This is a genomic window from Burkholderia sp. AU33545 (assembly GCF_020419685.1).
GTDB lineage: Bacteria > Pseudomonadota > Gammaproteobacteria > Burkholderiales > Burkholderiaceae > Burkholderia > Burkholderia diffusa.
In genome coordinates this window covers 133,436-156,176 of the sequence record NZ_JAIZRQ010000010.1, presented here as the reverse complement: position 1 = coordinate 156,176, position 22,741 = coordinate 133,436, and the positions used below count along the sequence as shown (strand labels likewise).

The window sequence follows — 22,741 nt, the reverse complement described above, 5'->3', positions numbered from 1 at the left end:
GTTGTCGGAAGCCAACGCTCATCTGCCGTGAAATTTGTGAAACTGCTCGCGAGTAGTCTATTGCACCTCGAATCGACAGCAAGGATCAAAAGAGGGGTGTTTTTGCACATCATTTCGGTTTGACCCCCTCAACCGGTTGACGTGAGCGTATCGAATTCGCGGTGGGATTGTGGGCAAGGAAAAAAGGTATCCCAAATCGCACCTCTTTTGCCGCGTTGCGCTGCTGGCACGGCTGTTCCAATTGAACCGGCCCAATTGGAATCTCCGCGATGCGTTTCCCTCGACTCTTCCCACGAAGCAAGAAGCAGGTCGCCTTGTCGCCTGCGCCGGGCTTCTACTCGAACGAGGATCCTGAGCAGATCATCTTCGACCAGTCCACGCGCCTGCGCGTGGAGGCCAACCATTGGAAGACCTTCTGTTTCCTCCTCGCGATCGTAGCGGGCGGTGCCGTGTACACCCGCAATCCTGCGCCTTCCGTGGTCAAGGCTTACGGTGTTTCGTCAGATGCCGGCGGCAACCCCATCGTGACGCAACTGACCTCTTACAAGCCAGACGACCAGGCAAAGCGCAAGGCCCTGCGCGAAACCGTCGAACGCTGGTTCACGATTGAGCCGGTGTTGACCGATGACATCCAGTCGTCGCGCATGGCCAGGAACATCAACGCGGTCAAGCAGCAGATGACTGGCAACGCCCGCAATCAGTTTGCCGACTGGTTGAAGCAGGATGCGCCGTTCCAGCAAATCACGACGAACCCGAAGCTCGTACGTGAGTCCCGCGTGACCAACGTGTCCCTCCTCGAGGACTCCACGGCAATCATTGAATTCACCACGTCCACCACCCAGACGCCGTCCGACAAGCCCGTCGTTGTGCGTTACGCCCTCACGGTGCGCTACCAGATCGTTGCGCCGACCCAAGAGGACGCACTCGGTAACAACCCTTTTGGGGTCTATTACCCGTTCTGGACACTGCAGAAGACCGCCGCATGAAACGATTCCGTACCCTTGCTGCGTGCGGCGCGGTCGCGATGATCGCGACGGCCAGCGCTTTTGCGGCAAAGCCCGCGTCGCCAGTGCTTCCACCGACACCGAACTTCGATTTTGCGACGATCATCGGCGATCCGATGAGTCCGGTGAATCCGTACAACTCGGGCACAGATCCGATCACCATGCCGGGCGATGCGCGCATGGCCGTGTTTCCGTACAGCCGCGACCAGATCTTCCGCGTCATGACGGCACCGCTCAAGGTGACAACGATCGAGCTCGCGCGCGGCGAGGTGCTGACCGCGGAGCCCGCGCTCGGTGACTCCATCCAATGGATGCTCGATACCGACGGCGCGAATCACGTTTTCGTGAAGCCGACCAAACCGGGCCTCGTGAACACGCTGCACTTGACCACCAACATGCGCGAGTACGACATGACGCTCGTGTCGTCGCCGGTCGGTGGCCTCTTCTACCAGTCAGTCCGCTTCAACTATCCGAATTCGCTGATGGCGAAAGTCCGTGCGCGCGAGGGCGGCGGCAGTGACAGCGCGGAAGGCAGCCTGTCCGGTGTTGCTTCGCAAACCGACTCCGGCCCGATCGGCGTGACGCCCGACAAGCTGAATTTCGAGTACACCCTGTCCGGGTCCGGCGCGATCAAGCCGGAGACCGTGTTCGACGACGGCAAGTTCGTCTGGATTCGTTTGCCTCAAAACGCGCCGTTCGCCGTGCCCACGGTAAGAGAGGGCGGAGACATCGTCAGCCCGAACTTTATCCGGCGTGGGCCATACATCGTTGTCCAGCAGCTGGCGGACGAAATCACGCTGACGCGCGCGGGCGAAGTGGTCACGATCAAGCGTGGCCGCCGCGGCCTGTTCGGTTTCTGAGCGCGCAACATGGCCAAACAGACCGACACGTTGTCGCCGGAACAAGCCTCGCTCGTCAAGGGAAAGGTGCCCCGTAACGCCCTGATCGCGGTGGGCAGCATCGCTGCCATCGCAATTGGTGCGATCGGCTTCTACTACCAGACGCAGGACAGTCGCAAGGCGGACGAAGAGGCGCTTCGGCTCAAGAAGGAGCGCGCGGCGGAGGGCATCGACAAGAGCAATCGTCCGGAAGACGTCGACAAGATCATTGCCGATCAGCAGGCTGCTGCGCGACGCGCGGCCTCCGAAGCGGCCGCGCGTGCCGCTTCCGCGCCGGTCGCCGACAAGAAGCCGAATCTCTCGGCGGATTCGCTCGTTCCGGATCAAGGAAACACGGACCTCAAGGCGAAAACGGCTGAGGACAATATCTACGCGTCGCCTATTTTCAAGGATGGCCTGAAAACGCCAGCCGCCAATGCCCAGCAGCAACAGCAAGTGCCGAACGGTGTTTTGACACCGCAGCAGATGCTGCAGCAAGCGGCCGCGCAAGAGGCAGCGACGAACGCTGCGATCGCACAGGCTGCGGCCGCTGCCAAGGGCGGACAAGCGCCCGGCGCAATGACGACGCAGCAACGCGATAACGAGTTCATGCGCAACGTCGCCTTGCAAAGCGAGAACGGTCGAGATTTTCCCCGTACGGGCTTCGTCGGCCAGTCGCGCGGTTGTACATTGTCGCCGCCTGCCAAAATCCCCGTGCTGTCGGCCGAGGCGCTCAACTCCGATCGTCCCGGCACGGCTTCGCTCGTCGTCGAGCGCGACGTCTATGACAGCCTCACCAGCACCTGCCTCGTGATCCCGTGGGGCACGACCATTACCGCGCCATACAGCTCGGACGTCCAACCCGGTCAGGAGTCGATCCTTGTCGCCGGCGCTGAAATGCGCCTGCCGAACGGCAAGCACGTGCCGCTTTACGGCGCGCAGGGTGCTGACGGCAACGGGGCCGCCGGGTTCTCCGGGCATGTCAACAACCACTTCCTCAAGATCTACGGTGCGTCGTTCCTGACCGCCATCCTGCTACGTCGCTTCGACGGGGGCGATAGCTCCACGACCACCGGCCCGCTCGGCGTCACCCAAGTCGGCAGTACGGCAGGGCAGGTCGCCGCGCAAACCACGCAATCCGTGCTGAGCCGCTACCAGAACATCCCGCCCACCATCACCTCCGACCCGGGCGAGCGCCACTTCATGCTCAAAGTCAACCGCGACATGGTCCTGGAGCCGTACCGCCCATGATGAAGCGACTCCTTTTCATTGCATCGCTGGCGCTCGGTGTCTCGAGCGCGCATGCAGCGACCACGATTTCTAACGTCATCAGTCCGGTGAGCGTCGTGATCTCCAGTGGCAAGGCCCGCGAGGTTGTCACGTTGCCTGGTAAGCCGGTGTACTTCTGCGGCCTCCAGCCGTTCATCGAATGGGCGGCGCCCCTTGTCGGGCAACCGGTGCGCAGCGGGCCGGACACAGGCATCACCGTGACGATCGACGGCCGCGATGTCTCGCTCGAGCAACTGCTCGCCGATCGCGGCTGGCTGCAGCCCCCCGTGCTGTCGGACGACGCGCAAGCCGCGGTGACCGAGGGGCGGGGTGGCTGGGCATGTGCGCCGACCGTGGCACCGTTCGAGCTGCTGCAAACAAGTGTCGATCCGAAGGTACTGGCGGGCATCGCATTGAACGAATCGGCCTACAACGGCCGGCCCTGGCCGTGGACGTTGAACGTTGCCGGTCAGGGGCTGTTCTTCAAATCCCGGATGGACGCCTATAAGGCGATCGAAATGCTGATCGCGCGGGGCCGGTGCGATTTTGACGTCGGCTTGTTGCAGATTAATTGGTGCTTTCATGGCAAGCGCTTCGCCTCTGCCTGGGACGCACTCGCGCCGGCGACCAATGTGCGTGTGGCCGAGCAGATCCTGAACGAGAACTACGCACGCACTGGTTCCGTGGAGAAGGCGATTGCCTATTACCACAGCGCGAACCCGACGCCGGGCCGTGCCTATCTCGCGCGATTCGTGCGTCATCTCTCCATGATCGAGGCAAGCCGATGAAGCGCGCGCTCACACGCCTCGCTTGCGCATGCGTCGCACTTTCCTATGGGATCGCTCACGGGGCAAACACCGATCCGTTCGATTTCGATTACGAGATCATGGGCGGCATCGCTGAGCGTCCGGCATTGATCTTCAACGATGGCGCAAAGACCTATATCCAGCCCCGCGCCGGTCAGGTCATCACCGCCGACGGCGGCCACAACGAAGGACCGTATGTGGTGGTCGACGGCACGCCGCAGACAATCAGCTACAAGGTCGCGGGGCGCGCGGCGACCGCGCGTTGGAAGAAAGCGAACACGTTCATCGGCGGCACCGGCACGCTCGCCGCGCTGCACGACGATCAGCCGGCCGGGTTTGATGGCTTTACCAACCGGCTGACGATTATTGGCACGCGCGGTGCGCTCGAGCCCGTTCGCCCTCTGCACACGTCAACGCCCGTCGCGAACGTCGTGAAGGCACTGGTACCGCAAGGGTGGACCGGTGCCGCGCAAAAGGACGTCGATTTGACGAATGCGGCTGCGTTCGACACGCGTGACGGCGAAAACTGGCTGCAGGCGCTGGATCGGCTGCTGACGCAGACCGGTCTGTACGCTGACGTCGATTTCGGTGCGCGCCACATTCGGTTGCATCGCGACGTGCCGAAGTCCGCCGCACTGAACTATGCGGCAAGCGAGCGCCGGACCGACGAGGCCGGGCTGGAAGCGGTCGTCGCCAACGTTTCTGCGCAGCCGGCGCAGGTATCGCAGCTGGCCGAACGGTTCGGCGCGCAAGCGATTCGCGATGGCGACGATACGCACACGCAGATTCGATTCGCCGCGCGGCCGGGCAAGGACGTGACCTTCCTGACCCTGGGCGGCAAGTCATTGCACCCGGGCTGGGATCCCACGACGAACGTGATGACGATCGATCGTGCCGAGCGCGTCGTCGTGGCCGACGCATCCAATCGCGTCGAAGTCAGCCGCGACGCGAAGACCGTCTACGACTTCGAGCAGCCAAACCGTGCGCGGCTCGAAGCCGTGTTCGATCAGGATGGACGCACGTACTTCAAGTTCGCGGAATCCGTGGTGAAGGTCGGCGTGACCGACACGCGGCATCTCGGCGTGGGCGAGCAGAAGGGCCGCTACTACATGTTCGAAGGTACGGACGACCAGTTCGTCGTCACCGCCGACGGCAATGTGGTCAACGTGAAGCGTCGTCACGAAGTGACCTATCGGGAGGTGCCGTCGGCGGCTCCGGCAGCGGCACCGAGTGTCGCGCAATCGAAGGGAGGGGCGGCATCGTGATCAGCCTTCGTTCGATTCTCGCGTGCGTGCTGTTTGGCGCGGCCGCGGTGTGCCGCGCCGACTGCATCGATGACGCGGCCATGTACCACCGGCTGAATCCGCGGCTGCTGCGCGCGATCGCTCAGCACGAATCTGGCATGCGCGCCAACGCGATCAACCGCAATTCCAATGGCAGCGAGGACATCGGCCTGATGCAGATCAATTCGTCCTGGCTGCCCAAGCTCTCGCAGTACGGGATTCGTCGCGAACACCTGTTCAACGCCTGCGTGAGCGCGTACGTCGGCGCATGGATACTCGCCGCGAACATCAAGCAATTCGGGCCGAACTGGAAGGCGGTCGGTGCGTACAACGCGGTCACGCCTTCAAAGCAGCTCGTCTATGCGAGCGCGATTTACCGCCGCCTCATGCAGGGCCAATAACCATGCTGATCACCCACCGATCCCGCGCGCTGACGCGCGCTCTTGTTGCCGCGATCCTGATCGCGACGACCGTGAATGTCCGCGCAGCCGTCGATCCCGACGGTTGGCAGATCCTGGCTTCCGTTCCGAAGGTCACGCTGCAGGCGCCGGCGACCAGCAACACCCCTGCGCCCGCTGCACCGTCGACTTCGACCGACGTCGCCGCCGTGGTTTTGCCCCGTGCCAGCACACCCCCCACACCCGGCACGCTGACGTTTTCAGTGACGCCGCAGGACGTGAACCTGCGCGACGCGCTAGATCGGTGGTTGCAGCAGCAGGGCTGGCAGCTCGCGTGGAAGATCGACGATGACTTGCCGCTGGAATTCAACGCGACCTTCACCGGCGACTTCACTTCCGTGCTGCAACAGGTCATGAAGGCGACGAACCACATGCGCACGCCGACGCGCGCGTGCCGCCATACCAATCAAGTCATCCGCGTGATCGTGCGCGCGGGCAATTGCCAGGACTGAGAACCATGCGCATGCACCCATTGAAATCCGCCGTGGCGATTGCTGCCGCCGTGCTGGCCACGGGCTGTGCCGTGACGCAGCAGGACGTGAACGACAGCTACGACGCCGCGCACCGCACGATTTCTGACGCGCTGGCCAAGGGCCCGGAGTCGATGGCACTCGTAGAAGACGTGCCGACCGCGTTCCTCGGCGACAGGCTCGTGCCGCTCGCGTACGAGGCCACGCTGCCGGCCGTGTTCCGCGAGAAAAGCGTCACGCTTCCGGCGAACCTCGGCATCAGGCAGATTGCGACGCTGATCTCGACGGCAACGGGCTATCCGGTTCATCTGAGCCCGGATGTCTTCGTCCCGCGCGACTCGCTGGTGCCTGGTCAGGGAGACGGAAAGGCCCAGACCCGCAATGTCGCCGCGAAGACCGAAGAGCCGGTCTTTCGGCAGCCCTTCACCGGCAAGGTCGGCCTGTACATGCGCAATATGAGCACCGATCTCGGCCTGGACTGGTCGTTCGATGGCGGGTCAATCAACGTGTCCCGATTCGTGACGCGGATGTATCAGATTGCCGCGATCCCCGGCAAGGTTTCGATCAAGTCGACGATGAGCAAAGGCATGGACACGTCGACCGGTAATCAATCGGGTGGCGGCAGCGGCGGCAGTTCGGGCGGCAATACTGGCTCGTTCTCCGCGCAGACGTCGACCGGTCGCGAGGGTGATTTCGACCAGATTGCCTCGATCACCGCCGAGATCGACAAGCTGAAGTCGCCGATGGGCCGCGTCAGCGTGAACCCGCAGAGTCGCCTCGTGATGGTGTACGACACGAAAGAGGCGGCGGACAACATCGGCAAGTTGTTGCAGCACGAGAACGCAATCTCGACGCGCCAGGTCGCGGTCACGGTGCGCACGATCCAGATTTCGCTGAGCAAGGGCAGTGAGGCGGGCGCGAACGCGGATGTCGTATTCAATGCGATGCATGCAGGTCTCGCGCGCTACGCGATCAGCTTCGCTTCGCCGACGTCGCTGGCAACGGGCGGCGGCTCGGTCGGCGTCTCGGTGTTGCGCCCGGACGCCCCGTTCTCTGGCACGAACGCGGCGATCAATGCGCTAAACAAGTACGGCCGCACCGTGCAGGACAACACGATGACCAAGATGACGCTCAACGGGCTGCCGGTGTCGGTCGCCTCGTTCCAGAGCGATGACTACCTGCGCTCGACGTCGCCGTCAGCCGGCACGCTGAACGCGACGTCGGGCGGTGTGCCTGGCTTGACGCCTGGCACGATCACCACGGGCGACTTCGTCAACGTGCTGCCGGCGGTCAATGACCACAACCAGATCGTGCTTGCGTACTGGGCAGACAGCTCGAAGCTGAACGGCCCCTTCACCAGCGCGGGGGTAGGTTCGGGCCAGACACAGCAACAGATCCAGCTGGCGCACACCATCGGCACCAAGGACGATCAGACGATCGCGCTCTCTGATGGGCAGACGGTTGTTCTGTACGGCGCGATGACCGATCACGCCGACAGCACGACGAATGCGGGCATCGGCGGGCTCACCGGGTCGTGGAACAAGTCGAAGACGTTCCAGATCATCATGCTGAAGGCGACGGTCGTACCGTCGATGTGACGCGATGATGCACATCACCGAACCCCTGCCGACCGACAAGCGCGCGCGGCTCGTCTTCGGCCTCGACTGGCGGGCCTATCCGGTCAAAGGTGGCCGGGCCGAGCGTCGCCGCTACGCAGACGCATTCGGCGCGACGCATTTCGTCGAGTACAAGGTCGGCGAAGAACTGATCGGTGGCTTCGCGATGCCCGAATCTGCCGACGTCAAGGGCGCGCGACTGTATTCAGGCGCGGCACGCGTCGCACTGCATGACCGGATCAAGAACCGACCCGCGGCATTGGTGCTGTTGCAGGATGGCCTGCGCGTGCACGCCGTGTTCGTGGTGCGGGGCGCGGTGCGCAGCGACGAGGTGTTGTCCCCGGAAACGGCCCAGGCGCGCCGTCTCGAGATCGAGCAGGAATGTCTCAAAGGCAACCTGGCGCTCGACACCCTCGGCGCCGGAGACCGGATCGGCGACATCGACGAGCCGTTTCAGGCGAGCGAGCTACTCGGGAACCGCAAGGCTGGCCGCATCACGAAGGTACCGGTCTCCATCCCGGCTGCGATTCCGCTCCTGTTCATCGCGGGTGCGACCATCGTTGGGGGCGCGAAGCTGATGGACGCGCTGTCGCCACCGCCACCGCCGCCGCACGTCCCGACGTATGCGGAACGCTACGCGGCTGCCGTGCGCAGCACGTTCGCCCGCGCGCTCCCGCGTGCGTCCGCACTGGGGCCCGCATTGCTCACGGCGGTTGGCGGCAATGAATCGGTGCGCAAGGGATGGGTTTTCAAGGAAGCGAACTGCCCGACGGCCGGCTATTGCACGATGACCTTCCGGCGGCAAGGCGGCACGTTTGCCGATTTTGAAAGCGCGGCGACCGCGGCGATGCGCCCAGTGACATTCTCGCGCGACGGGCTGACGTCGAACGCACGCGGGCCGGCGGTTCCGAAGGTCGACGTGCTGTCGGCGAAGGAATCGTCCCAATGGCCGTCTGAACAGACATTCATCGAGGCGGTGCAAACACCGCCGCAGCGCATGTCATCCCAGCCGTTCGAAATCCGCGCCTACGGCTACACCGTCACGCTGGGAGAAACGCGCCCGCTCATCCCGGCTCCAGTAGCGGGCGAAGGGGGTGGCCAGATCGCCCGGATCATCAAGCAGGGCGACTGGACGATCGAGGGCTTTCGGTGGCAAGCACCGTTGCTCGCGAAGCTGCCGCCCAACATGACGCTCGAATCACTCAAGGTCGAACTGCGCCTCAACCAGGGTGCAGGGGCAACGACGAGCAGCGACACGGGCGATGCGCCTTATGGCGTCCATTTCACCGCGAAGGGGAAATATTTTGTTCTTGATTAAGCACGCACTCGTCGCGGCGGGCGCCGGGCTGGCCCTGACCGCTTATGCGGAACCGGCAACGCCTCGACTGTCGATCGACGACATCGATCAGGTAGCGCGGGCCAGTATTGTGCGCCAGCTGTCGGGTGGCGCTACCGGCTCCTCGACGCTGTCGCCGAACGTCGGCGGGATGACGACGCCCCAACCCAGCACCGTGGCGAGCGCCGCTGCTGTGTCAGGACCAGCGAGGCCAGCGACGAAACCGGCCACCCGGACGCATGCGCGAGCCGAACCGGTCTCGTTTCTCGGTGCATCGCGCGACGAATCGGGCTCGTACGTCTTGTATCTGTTTCAGGATGCAATCTACCCCGCGCGCGTCGGCGCGACGCTGCTCAACGGCTGGAACGTGAAAGCGGTTGACGGCTATTCCGTCACGGTCGCCGAAGGCAAGCGCACCTGGAAAGAGCCGATCCGTGCCGCTGTCCCGGTACCGTCCGCGTCGACGAACTCGGTCCGGTCGTTGATCGATCTTGCCTCGCCTTTGCCGTCCGGCGGCCCGATCCCCGGCACGCCGATCGGGGGTGCGCAATGAGCATGTTCTCGGAAATCGACTCGCCGGAACCGGCCAAGCGGGGCCTGTTCGGTCGGCTCAAGGCGTTGAAGCCTAGCTTCGTGGAGAACTCGGCCGCCGCGATGCCGATCGTGGGCAAGGTCCCCGTGGATGCCGACGAACCCCCGCGTTCGTTCGAACCGAGGGAACCCCGGTTCAAGTCCACCAGCAAGCCAGTCAATCCCCGTCAGGCGGCTGAAGGTCAGCCGATGACGATGGGCATGCGTCTGCGGATGGCGCAGGCGGAAATCGAGGATGTCACTGCCGTTGAAGACGCGCCGATTGCGCCGGTTCGTGATGACGGGCAGCCGAATTGCGCCCCAGAGGTCACAGGCACCGACGTTGCTGAAGGCGCGTCATCGATCAATGTCAGCTCGCCGGAGTCGCAGCCAGCCGCCCCGCACGAAGCCGATCGGGTGGACTCGACCCACCATATACCCGAGGTTTCGCCCGACGCTGCTGTTCGCACGGATGAAGGGCGGGTGGGACGTCAAACGTCCACCGCCGATGAGCCGCCGACGATTCGCCGCGTCGGCGTCGATCTGGTCGACTCCCCCGCGATCGAACTTGGGAGTGGCCTGCCGCGGTTGATTTCCGCCGAGGCGCTCACGTTCAAGCGGATTCTCTGCCAGCGCGATCCGAACGCAGCGCTCCGGATCACCGATGCGGCGCGCCGCGAATTCATCGCCGTCGAATTGCAGGCAGGAATCTCGATTGTCGTGACGACGCAGCGCTTTCATGAGAGCCAGCTGTATGCGACATATTTGAAGGATCTCGCGCGCGCGGATATCGCCGTCCACGAAGAAATGGTCGCGGACGAGGACGTCATTGCGGCCCTCTACGACAAGGAGCGGCAGCGCGCGGCCAACGTGGTTCCTGAGTCATCCCGCGCGATCGGCACGTTCCGCGATGTGCTGGAGGCCGCGCACGCCTATGAGGCGAGCGACGTGCACTGGGAGTACCGGGACTACGCCGACGACGTGGAGCTGCGCCTGCGCGTCGACGGCGATCTCTACTCGTACCGCAAGATGCCAAAGGCACTGGTGCGCCGCGCGCTGTCCGCCGCATATCAGGACCTGGTCCTGCGCAATACCAACTCGGGCGAGACGTTCCAGCCGACCGCGCCGCAGTCCGCGATGATTCCGCTCGTGGCACATATGGATATCGTGAACATTCGCTGGCAGAGCGCGCCGCTCGTCGGCGGGTTCGATGTCGCGCTGCGCCTGCTCGACGGCAATTTCAAGAACTATAAGGTTCTGCTCCCGGAGGACATGGGACTGGAGCCGAGTCAGCTGGCGATCATCGAGATGCTCGGCAAGGTCAGCGGTGGAGCGACATTTCTGACCGGGGAAACGGGTTCCGGCAAGACGACGCTGCTGCGTGCGCTGTCGTATCTGTTGCCCAATCGGGATCTGAAAAAGCAGTTCGCCGTCAACGAGCCGTCTGAAGTGCCGGCGCCGTGGTTGTCCGATATCTCGCTCCAGCGGCGTCCGGGCGAGACGGACACAGACGCGAACCGCAAGATCGTGGAAGTGATTCGCACGCTGATGCGCATGGATCCCGACGATCTGACGATTGGCGAGGTGCGCGACGCGGTGCTCGCCGGCCTCGTTGCCGAGCTCGCCCTGACGGGCCACCCGGTGCGCGCGACGCTGCACGGGGACAACATCATCGGCGCGGTCATGCGGTTGGTGGGCGGGCGCCTGAACCTGCCGATGGATGAGGTGGCGTCCGGGAAGTTTCTCAATGCCGTCGGTAATCAGAAGCTGATTCCGAAGTTGTGCCCGCACTGCAAGCGGCCGGCGCGCGACGTGCTGTCGCCACGGCAGCTCGCGACGCTCGAGACAAAGTTCGGGCTCGACACGTCCAACATGGCCTGCCGCGACGAAGAGGGGTGCCAGCATTGCCGCCGACCGGGGTTGCTCACGCGCGCGGGCAAGGTGGCGGCCGGGATCAAGGGGCAGACGCTCGCGATGGAGTTGTATCAGCCGACGCCCGAGTTCCTCGATCGCGTGGTCGAGCGGGACTGGCGCGGGGCGGAGCGAGTGTTCCGGACGAGCCGGAAGACCGAATTCGGCGACGCGGACATGACCGGCAAGACGGTCTACGAGCATGCGCTGTACAAGGCCGCGCGCGGCCTCATCGATCCACGCTTCATCGACGAATCGATGTGCGCGTTCGAGACATACCGCGTGTTCGCGGATGAAGACGGGGTACTGCCGTCATGATCAAGTCGATCATCTATTCGATGTTCATGGCATTGCCCGCCAGTGAACGGATGAAGCTCGCGACATGGCGCTTCAAGAAGATGCGCGAGATGTTCTATCGGGAAACCCGGCTGGACGTCGCAAAGAAAGGACTGCGCAACAGCGAGACCTTGCTGGAGCGCCTGACGACGCTCGAACAGCGCCACCGCGCCCGAAAGAACTGGGTGTGGCCGGTGTTCCAGAAGATCGCGCAGCGCATGCGGGCGGGTGACGATTTCGCGACCGCGATCAAGTCGTTTATTCCGAACGACGAATATGTGTTGCTGGACCTGGCCGGCCAATCGCCGCGCGACGACGCGGCGGTACGGGGGCTCGAATTGGCCGAGATGGCAGCGCACGCGAAAGGCGTGCTGGCGGCGACCACGTCGTTGCAGATGGCGTATCCCGCCTTTCTGCTCGTCTATCTGTACGCGTTCTGCGTGTTGTTCGGCTCCGAAATTTTGCCGGAAGCGCGCGACGTGAAGCCGCTGGACCAATGGTCTGAGGCGGGCCAGATCATCTATGCGATTGACACGTTCTGCGCGCAGTACTGGTGGCTCACGGGCGCTATCGTGGCCGGGCTGGTTGTCGCATATTTCCACACGCTCAAGCGTTGGGTCGGTCATGTCCGCAATCGGATCGATGCGATGCCCTTGATGTGGCGCAATCGGCGCGACCTGCGTGCAGCGCTGTTGATCGTGTCGTTGGCGGGCCTGTTCGATTCGAACCTCACGCTACGCGCCGCGCTGGATAGGCTGACGAAGTCGGCCGACCCGTGGCTGCGGTGGCATCTGCGCCGCATGAGCGCGCGGCTCACCGCGAATCCCGATCAGCCCATGCGTGCGCTGGATACCGGGATCTTCTCGGAAGCGACGATCGACATCATGACCGACGCGGCTGGGCGCGACCAGTTCGTCGAGTCGATCAAGGATCTCGGCCAGAACTCGCTCAACCGGGTGGTCGAGACCGTGCGCCGCAACGCGAAGATCACCCACTACGTGCTGCTTGGCTTTGCCGCGCTCGCGTTTCTCACCCTCGGCCTCGGCTCGTATGTCGCGACCGGCGCGGTGAGTTTCGACAGTGCTCCATCAACTGCTGCGAAATCTTTCTGAGGAAGATCATGAACAACAACATGCCGATTAAACGAACGAATCACTATTCCCGAATCGTCCGCCGCCGCAAGGAGAAGGGCGAGCTGTCGATGATCGAAGCCGCTGCCGTGATGGCCGGCGCAGCACTGCTTGCCTTGATCGTCTATCAGGGGCGAGGTTATGTGATGGATCGCATCCACGCGCATCAGTTCAAGAGCGAGGCTCAACTGTTCCGCAGCGGCATTCAGGACGCGACCTCGGGCGACATCGATTTTTCGGGGGAGTCGCTGACGACGCTCGCGCAAAATCACGCGTTCGATTCGGCAGGGTCGCGGATCAATGTCGCATCCGGAACCTTGACGGGCATCTTCGGTGGTTCGGTGAGCGCGGCACCCGGCACAGTCGCGTCGGCCAACGACGCAATGGTACTGACGTACCCGGTGCCGGCGACCGTGTGTACGCTCGCGGCGGGAGCAATCGCGGGGGCGTACACGATGGTCAAGGTCAACAACACGACGGTCTCAGGCCCATCGACCACGTTCAACGGGACGACGGTGGGGCAGGCGTGTGCATCCGCTGGCGCGACGGCGAGCATCGCGATGTACGCGACCCACGACAATTAAGGACCGGCCATGTTCAGCATCATCGAGATGGCGATCGTCCTCGTTGCGATGGCGCTGCTGACCATTCAGGGCATCAAGGTCGACGTGGCGAAGCGCCGAACGGCGATGCTGACGGCCGAAGGCCAGAATGAGGCGGTCATAAACGCTGCGCTTGGAAACTGGGTGACGGATAACTACGGTGCACTCGTTGCCCAGCTGGTCGCGCCGGGGCCGACGGCAGTGACGCCGCCCACTTTGGCGCAACTGCAGTCGGGCGGCTACCTGAAGGTCAACTACGCGGCGGGCCCGATCTGGGGCGGCACCTACATGATCCAGATGAGCGTGGGGCCGGCCGGCTGCGCGACGGGCGGATCGTCGTGTCAGGTTTCCTATCTGTTTTACCCGTCCAAGCCGGTCACGAAGAATGGGCAGCCCGATGTCGCGGGCGCCGGTGTCGTCGCGCAGGCAGCCGGCAACGGATTCGGTTTTTCGAAGACACAGAACTCGTCGACGGTCTATGGGTTGAATGGCGCGTGGAATGCATCGAATCCCTTAGCCGGCGCACCGGCTGCCCTCGTGATGGCCACGAATGGACCGGCGACGGATGGCAATGCGGTCTACATCCGGCGCGATGGCTCGCTGACGTGGACGGGCGATCAGAACGTCAATGGTGTCAGCCTCCACAACGTCAACAGCATCGACGCGACGGGAACGATCGCAGCACCGACGCTTTCGGCCTCGAACGTCGCGGTCAGCAACGCGGTGCGCACGCCGGGGACGCTGAATGTCCAGAACGCGGCAGGTACGGCGCCAGCGCCGATCAACACCGGGGCGGCGACCGTCAATGGCAACGCGACCGTCACGGGCACTGTGACGGCGGGGAACGTCGCGGTGCCGCGGGCCGCGTGCGCGGGCACCGGCTTTGCATCGGCGTATGACGGGTCGGGGATGCCGTTTTCCTGTCAACGAGATCCGATCAGCGGCGCGCGCGTGTGGCTGCCGATCGGCGGCTCCTGGCAACAGTACGCGCGATATGTGGTCTCGTATGGAACGTGGGTGCCAGCGCCCAGTTGTAACGCTGGCGGGACGCCGGAGATTTTGCTCGCTCCGCAGGGCGTCCAGATCGATCCGACCGCCGCTTTGAACTTCAATGTGAACGGCGCGGGACCTTGGACGGTTGTCGTTACCGATGGTAGCGGCAGTCCCGTTTGGGTCAACGCCGTCGCGACGACGTACTGCGCTTACTAGGAGCGGAATTTGGAAGCATTGCTTACAGGGGTGCGTGCGGCGCTGTTGTCTGCAGCGGCAGTGAGCGTGAGTACGGCATTCGCGGGGCCGGCCCGTTGTTCATACGGAAACCAGGATTCGACCTGCACCACACCCATCTCGTCGGCGCCGATTCCGCAACCGCAGTGCTCGACGGGGGCTGGTTGGACAACGGATTCCGCTTCGGTCTGGCAGGGTTCGCACTGGAGCACGCCACAATGCAATTACCAGGCCCCGCCATCTTGCCCCATAGGTTACGTTCAAGTCGCCCCACCGTCGTGGAGTGGTACGAGCTGGATTCCTCCAACTTGTATCCCGAGCGCCCCGCCGACGACGCGCGCCGATCAGCAGCAGGCTTGCGCGAACGTAGCGGCGGGTTATGGAAAGTATATTAGTCCGGTGTCAGCGTTTATCGGTCCGCAGTCCGAGACAACTAATCAAGTTGCCAACGACATCAACACGCAGCCGCCTCCGATAATCTGTCAGGCGCCGGGGAGTAGCTTTGGTGGTTCAGTTTACGGAACGTGGCCCCCTACCAACGGTCCATACGATGTATACAAATTCGGCTTTGGCACGGACAGTAACGGCTATGGGTCGAGTACCCAAGTGTTTGCCTGCATGCTGAACCCGGGAACGACACAGGTTGTTGGATTTGTACTGTCTCAGTCTCAAAACGCAACAGGAGGGCCGTGCGGAGGCGGACACTGAGCGTGTAAGTACAAGCCCGCCACGCGCGACGCAGTGGCGGGCTTCGCCGAGGGCACTTAGCCGATGACGTTACCGGTCGTAAAGGTGAAGTTGCGCGAGAACGCGGTACCGTTCACCGTGCCGGTGATTGATACCGAATACATGGTGTTTGGCTGAAGTGGCGAAGTCGGATAGGCGACACCTTCAAACTTCGGCAGAAGCTTGTTCGGGTCAGTGGCCGAGTCGAGCACTTTGAGACTGATAACGTTGCCCGACGTATCGGTCATCGTGCCCGATTGCATCAGAATCGTATCGGTCGGGTTGCCAGCTACCGCAACCGGCGTTCCCCACGGGCCGGATGTGTTCGGCGGGGTCGGGGATTCGCCAAATGACGAGTACGGGACGCCGGTCACGCCCTGGCAGGGGAACGTAAGCGGCATCGTCCCCTGAGTCGATCGGAAGCCTCCAATGGCGAGGGACGCCGAAATCTGTGGGTAGCCGTTGAATGTGGTTTGGGCTACCCCGACTCCTGCAACCGTGATCGGCCACGACGCGATCGCAATGTGATAGACCCCAGAAATCAGCGCATCGATGAGTGCGTTGCCATATTGGTCGTTCGAAAGGGTAGCGCCCGTATAGTAGCCGACGCTTTCGCCGGTAGAGTAAACCGACTGCGGAAAGCCAAAATGCGTCGCCCGATCGGCATAGGTGACACCGGTGAAGCCCGGGTTCGTGGACGATTCAGTGTCGCCGATTACATTGTTCTGGAGGCCGTACGCTGCATGAGCCGCGGCTGCCTGATCGAGGAGCGTGTTCTGCTGGACGGCCGGAAATCCGCACTGAATCCGGTATTGATTCACGCGATTGAAGGCGGCGAGTTCGATGCTGCCCGACGCATATTGAGCGGTCGATTGCGTTCCGGGCGGGAGTGCGGTTGACGGCGAGTTGCCGCCACCCCCGGATCCCGAGTTATTGTTCGCCGCCCCGCCGTCACTACCACCGCCGCCACAGGCAGTGAGCGCCAGAATCGCGGCCAACGACAGGGTCGTGAGGCCGATGCGTGAATTGTTCTTCATTTTTATTTCCTCGTTTTGTTGGGCGCGCCCCTTGCACACCCTTAATTTCATCTTATCGACCGCCCGACGAAGTCAAGTCTGCGCCGCCGATCGTCGTCCCTAGTCCGGCAGGGACGAGCCAAAAGATCGCCAGTTCCTGATATCGGCCGCTTCTGGTTATGACTTGAATTTGGGAGTACGGTGGGACGGCGGGCTCCGTGGAATCCACTTGCCCGCCCGGTGGCAGGATACGGTCACATCTTCGTGAGTTCGATCGGCCCGAGCGCAAAAGCCATCATGTACCCGGTCGACGTCTTGAAGTCCCCGGCGGTGAAACCCGGTTGGACCTTCGCGAACATCGCCATCTTTGTCTGAAGTCCACCGAACGAGCCCTGGAGCTTTGCGCCCATGATCTGCTCGAATTCCTCCCGTTTCAGGGGGCGCGCGACTTCAGTGCCGGCACGCCACTTGCCGCCCTGATAGTCGTCGAAGACGTACCCGTTGTCGGTCTTCTCCACCTTGATTAACGGAACGATCTTTCCTTTTTCTGCGACGCCGTATTCGCCTTCAAGCGAATCGACGGATGACTGTTTGCAGCCGGACAGCGATGCAAGCAGGCAGACTCCCAATGCCAAGTGCCTGAGCTTTCGATTCAATTTTTTGGTCTCCAAGGTTTCAGTAGAACTGCGTCCGCAGTGGTATCGGCAGACGCTCCGACACATATGTGTTTTCCGGCTGCAGATCGCCTCGACCTGCATGGGGCCTGGCCGGGACCTATGCGACGCCCAGTAAAAGGCCCGCCAGGAGGGCGGGCGTCAGTCGGATCGATCACCTTCGTTTGCGGTGTCGCCAGTGGAAGATCCGAAGGCCGACAAAGGTCGCGCCGAGTAGTACGCCACTGGCGCGCGGTGCCTGTCCCGCCACCATCGGAACGAACTGGGCGGCCATGTACACGCAGAAAATCGCGACGAACACTTTACCGATCGCGGGTTTGGCCAATAACGCAAGCAGACGCGGCGGCTGGCGGTGGACCCATTCGCCATACTCCTCGTTGGTTCGCTCGAGATCGAACCCGTCGGCGCCTGCGCCGCACTGCGTGCGATAGAACTGCTCGTAGCGCTCGAAGCGCCCGTCACCTCGCCCGGAAAGCCACGCGGCGTTGCTTTCGGCCACTAGATAAGCGTAATCGTCCATCGCAGAGTCCCTTCAGTGTGCACGGTCCGCCACCCACGGCACCGCGCCGACCGCATCCCTGATCACCTCGCCCGTTGCCTCGGACCAGTACTGCTCCGTTTCGGGATTCAACCAACCGAACTGGGCACGGCCGTCCGCACTGAACACGACGAGGCCTGCAGGCAGCGTCGGTTCGTGTTCATGACTTTCCATGGCCGGCCCGTGCACGCGCGTGACGCTTCTTCTCGCCAAGTTGCCGGTTGCAGGCCGGGCAGTCGAAGCTCTGGTGCATCTCGATCTTGGCGTCGTTGTTGCTGACCACATAATGGGTTCGGCATGAGCGGCACGGGGCAATCGTGAGGCGCGAATCGGCCGCCATCGAACGGGTCAGGTTGCAGCCGCGATCTGCAGAAATATCCGGCTTGCCGCCGAACAGTTGCTGGTAGATGTCGTTTGTCGCGATCAGCGCCTCCGGCGCGTTCCCACCCGCGGCGAGCCCCGCGCGGTACAGCCACGTGTAGAAAGTGGCATGCAGCCGGTTGTGCGGCGTCTCGACGAACCACGTCAGCGACGTCGGCACGTTCCCGCAAGGGGAGCTAACGCCGTGCATCTCGACGTAGCGCTGGCGCATCGCGTTCTGGTTCAGGCGAAACAGGGCCGCGGCCGTCGACGCCCGGCACCGGTAGGCCATCATCGCGTATGCATAGGTTTCGTTCCGTTCACGCGGCAGGCGCAGCTCGCTCCATCCCGCCTTGCTGGGCAGTTCCCCGACGCGAATCGGCGAGGTTTCCATGATCAGGTGCGCGACCATTTCGTCGGTCAACGTGCTTGCCGTGAACTGATACCAGAAGGTCGGCGAATTGAAACGCCAGCGGAAGAGTGGCAAACCACGCATACGCCCCAGTGCAAGGCGCAGCTTGTACGTCGGCACCGACACGAGGTAGGCGGCCAGCTCGGTCGTAATGCCGAGCAGGGGCGCCGCGAGTACGCTCATGTGGATCACGCTCGTGACGAGGTCCAGGAACATGCGGTTGTGCTGTTGCACCGAGTACGTCGACAGCGCATCCAGCTCCGGCAGTTTGCGGCGCAGCTCGTCAACCGCGACGGTCGTCGCGGTCTCGTCGATGAAGCAGCGCCAGTCCTCCACCGTTTGCAGCGTCGGCGCCACCATCAGGAACGGCGTGTGGAGCAAGTTCCGCAGCGACGACTCATTGTGCTTGAAGTGCTCGATTTCTTTGCGCTCGACCGCGAGGATCTCGTTAAACCGACCATCTTTCTGGAGCAGCCACTTCATGTGGTCGACCAGATCGAAATTCGTGACCTGGATCCGTTCCGTCAGCCATTGAGGCACGTAAAGGCGTTCGACGGACCGGTAGGTCTCCCGGACATTCTTTTTTTCCATTTGTATTTCTCTCGTTTCCCTGCCAATTCGGGAGCGGCCGCTCCCGAACCATCATGCCGCGCGTGTCGCAGCCATCACTTCCCCATGAAACTTGCCGATCAGGTCGCCGAGCGCCGCAAACAGCGGCTGGAAGCGCGCGGGACGGCCGTCTGCGGTCGCCAGCAACTGCGCGCTGTGATAGTCCTGGGCGAATGCGCCGAATTTCTCGATCAGCGCCCGGACCTTCTTTTCCAGTGCTTCACCAGCCTCGAGCGCCGCCTTTTGCTGCTGAAGTTCGGCTTCGAGCGCCTCTTTTTCTGCCTGAATGGATTCGAGACTGGCGCGCGCTTCCTTCACTTCAGCCAGCTTGGTTGCGAGCGCATCCTCGAGATTCGTGAATTCATCAGGAACCGTGGGGACCGGGACCTGTTCCTTCAGCGGGTTGGCCTTCAGGTGGGCAAGGTCATGTGTGATCTGCTTGACTTCGTGCTCTCGCTTCGCCAGTTCGTGTTGCAGCGTGCTGACCTGCTTGCTGACGTTCGCCAACTCGACGGAGGTGGCCTGCGAGCTCTCTCGCTCGCGAGCCTGCTCTTGCCGCGTTCGATCGAGTTCCGCCGCAAGGCGATCGATTTCCGCCTGGGCGTCATCAAGCCGGCCGACGGTGTTCGCGAGGTCGGTCGTGACCATCTCAACCTGGTTGGCTTTTTCGGCGAGCTTGTCCTGATAGTTCGCGATGAGCTGCTCGACTTGTCGCTTGCTCAGGTTCGGGTTCTCGCTTTTGGCGTCGATGACCATGTCGACCACTTCGTTGCCAATGTCGTTACCGACCAGTAGCGCCATGTCGCTGTGCGAAAGGATCTCGACGGCGCGCATGTTGTTCGCGAACTTCTCGTAACAGCGGATGTACAGCCGAACCGACGACTTCGACTTGCGAAACACTTTCGTCAGGTAGTCGTAGACGAGTTCCTTCGCGCGGTTCCGCACGGCGACAGTGTCACCTTTGTGCGTTACCTCATGACCTACGACGCCCGTGAGAATGTGCACGAAGTTGCCGCCGATTCGCATGTGCTCAAGCAGGATCTTGCGTGTCGAGTGCGCGACTTCCTCGCTTTCCTCGATGATCGTGCGGATCAGCGAGTCGGGCAGGCCGGCGAACATTTCGCGTGCGGCGGTGCCGAGCTCGAGCTGGGTCGGAATGTGGGCGAAGTTCGCTGTCAGATCGGCACTCGATTCGACGTCGTCGGCAGGCGTGCGACCACCATCAGGAACGGTCGGGTTGAAATCGTCGTCAGACTGGATGGGTTTGGGCAGATTCTTGGACACGTGTTCACCCCAATGCGATGTTGCTCGCCAGCTTCTGGTAGCAGCGGATATAGAGCCGAACCGTAGCGTTCGGCTTGTGGAATTCCCGCGTCAGAAAGTCGTAGGCGACCTTCCGCGCGCTTTCGCGCGTCGCTGGGGTATTGCCATGCTGCGCCACGTAACCACTGACGATGGCATCACGGATGGCGGAGAAGTGGTAGCCGATGCGCAGGTACTCCTGCAGCTTGCTACCCAGAATCGACGCCACGTCCTCGCTATGGCGGATTACGCCGCTGAGGATATCGTTGGAGAGACTCACCAAAGACGGGCCGGCTGCCTCTTGCTGTTCGCGTTGTACAGTCGCATCACGACCCGATCGGGGGTCGAGGGGACTGCGCGCGTCTTCTCGGGTCGATGCAGATGCCTCGTCGAGGCCGGGTTTCTTGGACGGATGGTTGGACACAGTTCCTCTCCGAAATGTCCGGTTGGAGCCATTGCCGGCGCAGTCGGATTCCTCGGCTGCGCGTCAATGGCGACAAGTAGTTTGGGCGGGTGGCGAACCCAGCATACGCCGCGTTTTCACGAAGTCCTGGCGAAAAGCTGCACGAAACCACCCCGCTTTCAAACGGACTCGAATTGTTACGTATTATGAATTTGTCGGCAGAATTGACCGAAACATTAGGAGCACTTCCTCATATCGGTAAAGATTGCTGAATTTTGCGGCGATGGATTTCGAGAGCCGCCCCCGTTGGATCGTCAACGCTGAGTCGGCGAATGGCGTCATGGGCACGCTGGACCTTGATCGAAGGCCGGCCGGAGAGCGCGTGTCGATTCTTCTTTTCGCGCAGCCAGTGCCCCAGGTCCGCAGCGCGAATAAGATCGATGGGCAGCGCCGGCGACAACGTGCAGACGTCGCTGGAAAACACGCCGACACCGTGAACGTCCCACATAGCGGGCAGCATGCTGCGCAGGAATGCAACCTTTGACCGGTTCTGGTTCAGCGGGGAGCGCCGCTCCTCGAGCCCGCCGCCGGGCAGATGGCACAACAACGTGGTCGCGTCGCTGCCTGGTGCGACGCGAACGGCCCAGTGTTTAGTTTCGACTACGAAAATCCCGAATGGCGCGATGACGAGATGGTCGACCTCGGCGGTCGGAAAGTCCGTGCCGGGCGCGTGATTCAGCAGCAGCGCCGTCGGATGCACGTAGTAATCGTCGCCGCAGAGCCACGAGAGCACGCGTTCGAGTTCCGTGCGCACGCGTGCTTCGCCGGCGTCGCCCGATGCGTGGCTGCGCGTCACGGGCGGCTTGCTCGGTCGAGTGGGGCGCCGCTTGCGAAACGCCATGTAGAGCGAGCAGCCGATGAACGCGAAGATCAGAATGGAAGACATGATGAGCGCCTTGAAGTGAAGTGACGCTTTCAGTCTGCCGCGCGATTTGCGAAGTCAAGTCCTCGGAACCGGCAAAAGCTATACGTTTTTCTGGAGCTTTCCGGGTTAAGCCCCTCAACCGGTTGAACTGGCTGCGGGCCGCCAAAGCTGTACGCGATTGCCGAGCATTCGGACGACCCGCCGCATGCGAACCCGATACGCTAGGCCTATTACGCGTTTCCCCGACGCATCGACCTCCCGGACCTATCGGTCTTGCCTCTTGCGGCCAACCCGCATCTTTTTCTGATCGACGCCGAGCATTTTCGTGCGCGGGCCTGACGGCCGCGCACGAAAGCGCTTCGCGCCGATTTCCTTGCTCGTCTCGAGCATCGAAACCGCCGGACGTTGTCCGGACAACCTTCTGTAAATAACCTTTCTGGAGAGAGAGATGTTGACGCTACTGTTCAAGGGCGCGTTCAGATCGCCGTTCAAGCTGCTGGCGCTTTGCCTGGTGGTGTATGTCGCGACCACGTCGTTCTTCGTTGCCGGCATTGTGATGCTGGCGGTTGCCCATTGGGCCAAGGCTGAATTCGACAAACGTTGCCGGGCGGCGCAAACGCCCGAAACTGCCGAACGTCCGGCTGCATCGGACGCTGCTCAACAGTTGCATCGCGCCGCAAAAGTACCTGCGGCGAACGACGCAGCCGAATCGACACCGAAGCGGCAGTATGCGAAATCGGCTGTCGTCATTCCGATCAAGACGGGTACCAAGTAAGGCGCCTGCCGTTCCGTTGACCGTGCGAAGCAATTCGCGCGGTCAACGCCTCACCCCCGCCGGGAACCCCGTTCCCGGTTTCCGGAGATGAGGTTGCCCGGCACG

The 22,741-nt window shown here is 62.6% G+C and carries 23 protein-coding genes; 15 read left to right on the top strand and 8 right to left on the bottom strand.

From position 1 onward, the window contains the following. The first annotated feature begins 269 nt into the window (after positions 1-269). The 14 genes from LGM71_RS29895 to LGM71_RS29830 are packed head-to-tail and all read left to right on the top strand — an operon-like array spanning position 270 to position 14,878. A complete protein-coding gene (locus LGM71_RS29895) occupies positions 270-986 on the top strand; it encodes a type IV secretion system protein (protein WP_124664105.1) in 717 nt (238 codons plus the stop codon). After that, positions 983-1,864, top strand: coding sequence for a TrbG/VirB9 family P-type conjugative transfer protein (locus LGM71_RS29890; RefSeq protein ID WP_226118042.1), 882 nt, complete (start codon positions 983-985; stop codon positions 1,862-1,864). The genes LGM71_RS29895 and LGM71_RS29890 overlap by 4 nt, the downstream gene beginning before the upstream one ends. A gap of 9 nt (positions 1,865-1,873) precedes the next feature. Further along, a complete protein-coding gene (locus LGM71_RS29885) occupies positions 1,874-3,133 on the top strand; it encodes a TrbI/VirB10 family protein (protein WP_012367228.1) in 1,260 nt (419 codons plus the stop codon). Next, the gene (locus LGM71_RS29880; RefSeq protein WP_226118040.1) at positions 3,130-3,939 is read left to right on the top strand and encodes a transglycosylase SLT domain-containing protein; all 810 of its coding nucleotides are present in this window, start codon (positions 3,130-3,132) and stop codon (positions 3,937-3,939) included. Before LGM71_RS29885 ends, LGM71_RS29880 begins: the two co-directional genes overlap by 4 nt. After that, positions 3,936-5,222, top strand: a complete 1,287-nt coding sequence (locus tag LGM71_RS29875) for a TrbG/VirB9 family P-type conjugative transfer protein (protein ID WP_226118148.1) — start codon at positions 3,936-3,938, stop codon at positions 5,220-5,222. Before LGM71_RS29880 ends, LGM71_RS29875 begins: the two co-directional genes overlap by 4 nt. Continuing rightward, on the top strand, positions 5,219-5,641 hold the full coding sequence (locus LGM71_RS29870; RefSeq protein WP_226118038.1) for a lytic transglycosylase domain-containing protein: 423 nt from the start codon (positions 5,219-5,221) through the stop codon (positions 5,639-5,641). The genes LGM71_RS29875 and LGM71_RS29870 overlap by 4 nt, the downstream gene beginning before the upstream one ends. A gap of 2 nt (positions 5,642-5,643) precedes the next feature. Continuing rightward, on the top strand, positions 5,644-6,150 hold the full coding sequence (locus LGM71_RS29865) for a toxin co-regulated pilus biosynthesis Q family protein (protein WP_226118036.1): 507 nt from the start codon (positions 5,644-5,646) through the stop codon (positions 6,148-6,150). Positions 6,151-6,155: 5 nt separating this feature from the next. Next, positions 6,156-7,766: a type II secretory pathway protein gene (locus tag LGM71_RS29860; protein WP_226118034.1), complete on the top strand. Its 1,611-nt coding sequence runs from the start codon at positions 6,156-6,158 to the stop codon at positions 7,764-7,766. A gap of 4 nt (positions 7,767-7,770) precedes the next feature. Beyond that, complete coding sequence (locus tag LGM71_RS29855) at positions 7,771-9,102, top strand: hypothetical protein (protein WP_226118032.1); 1,332 nt, start codon at positions 7,771-7,773, stop codon at positions 9,100-9,102. After that, complete coding sequence (locus tag LGM71_RS29850) at positions 9,095-9,673, top strand: hypothetical protein (protein WP_226118030.1); 579 nt, start codon at positions 9,095-9,097, stop codon at positions 9,671-9,673. Before LGM71_RS29855 ends, LGM71_RS29850 begins: the two co-directional genes overlap by 8 nt. After that, a complete protein-coding gene (locus tag LGM71_RS29845) occupies positions 9,670-11,919 on the top strand; it encodes an ATPase, T2SS/T4P/T4SS family (RefSeq protein ID WP_226118028.1) in 2,250 nt (749 codons plus the stop codon). The genes LGM71_RS29850 and LGM71_RS29845 overlap by 4 nt, the downstream gene beginning before the upstream one ends. After that, positions 11,916-13,049, top strand: a complete 1,134-nt coding sequence (locus LGM71_RS29840; RefSeq protein WP_226118026.1) for a type II secretion system protein — start codon at positions 11,916-11,918, stop codon at positions 13,047-13,049. Before LGM71_RS29845 ends, LGM71_RS29840 begins: the two co-directional genes overlap by 4 nt. Before the next feature lie 8 nt (positions 13,050-13,057). Continuing rightward, positions 13,058-13,651: a type 4 pilus major pilin gene (locus LGM71_RS29835; RefSeq protein ID WP_226118024.1), complete on the top strand. Its 594-nt coding sequence runs from the start codon at positions 13,058-13,060 to the stop codon at positions 13,649-13,651. A gap of 9 nt (positions 13,652-13,660) precedes the next feature. After that, positions 13,661-14,878, top strand: a complete 1,218-nt coding sequence (locus LGM71_RS29830) for a hypothetical protein (protein WP_226118021.1) — start codon at positions 13,661-13,663, stop codon at positions 14,876-14,878. 782 nt (positions 14,879-15,660) lie between these two features. On the opposite strand, the gene LGM71_RS29825 is transcribed toward LGM71_RS29830, so the two are convergent. From LGM71_RS29825 to LGM71_RS29790, 8 genes are all read right to left on the bottom strand, one after another. Then, positions 15,661-16,659: a CAP domain-containing protein gene (locus LGM71_RS29825; protein WP_226118019.1), complete on the bottom strand. Its 999-nt coding sequence runs from the start codon at positions 16,657-16,659 to the stop codon at positions 15,661-15,663. A 233-nt stretch (positions 16,660-16,892) separates the two neighbouring features. Continuing rightward, entirely contained in the window at positions 16,893-17,294 is a 402-nt protein-coding gene (locus LGM71_RS29820) for a hypothetical protein (protein WP_226118017.1), read from the bottom strand. A 172-nt stretch (positions 17,295-17,466) separates the two neighbouring features. Then, the gene (locus LGM71_RS29815) at positions 17,467-17,832 is read right to left on the bottom strand and encodes a hypothetical protein (protein ID WP_226118015.1); all 366 of its coding nucleotides are present in this window, start codon (positions 17,830-17,832) and stop codon (positions 17,467-17,469) included. A gap of 12 nt (positions 17,833-17,844) precedes the next feature. Then, on the bottom strand, positions 17,845-18,024 hold the full coding sequence (locus tag LGM71_RS29810) for a hypothetical protein (protein WP_226118013.1): 180 nt from the start codon (positions 18,022-18,024) through the stop codon (positions 17,845-17,847). Further along, a complete protein-coding gene (locus LGM71_RS29805; RefSeq protein ID WP_226118010.1) occupies positions 18,011-19,213 on the bottom strand; it encodes a FlhC family transcriptional regulator in 1,203 nt (400 codons plus the stop codon). The genes LGM71_RS29810 and LGM71_RS29805 overlap by 14 nt, the downstream gene beginning before the upstream one ends. A gap of 51 nt (positions 19,214-19,264) precedes the next feature. Then, positions 19,265-20,515 carry a hypothetical protein gene (locus LGM71_RS29800; RefSeq protein WP_226118009.1) on the bottom strand — a complete coding sequence of 417 codons (1,251 nt, stop codon included), beginning with the start codon at positions 20,513-20,515 and terminating at the stop codon, positions 19,265-19,267. A gap of 4 nt (positions 20,516-20,519) precedes the next feature. Beyond that, positions 20,520-20,957, bottom strand: a complete 438-nt coding sequence (locus tag LGM71_RS29795; protein WP_226118008.1) for a hypothetical protein — start codon at positions 20,955-20,957, stop codon at positions 20,520-20,522. A gap of 229 nt (positions 20,958-21,186) precedes the next feature. After that, a complete protein-coding gene (locus tag LGM71_RS29790; RefSeq protein ID WP_226118006.1) occupies positions 21,187-21,882 on the bottom strand; it encodes a nuclease-related domain-containing protein in 696 nt (231 codons plus the stop codon). 427 nt (positions 21,883-22,309) lie between these two features. On the opposite strand from LGM71_RS29790, the gene LGM71_RS29785 reads away from it, so the two are divergent. Further along, positions 22,310-22,636 carry a hypothetical protein gene (locus LGM71_RS29785; protein ID WP_226118004.1) on the top strand — a complete coding sequence of 109 codons (327 nt, stop codon included), beginning with the start codon at positions 22,310-22,312 and terminating at the stop codon, positions 22,634-22,636. The last annotated feature ends 105 nt before the right edge of the window (positions 22,637-22,741 follow it).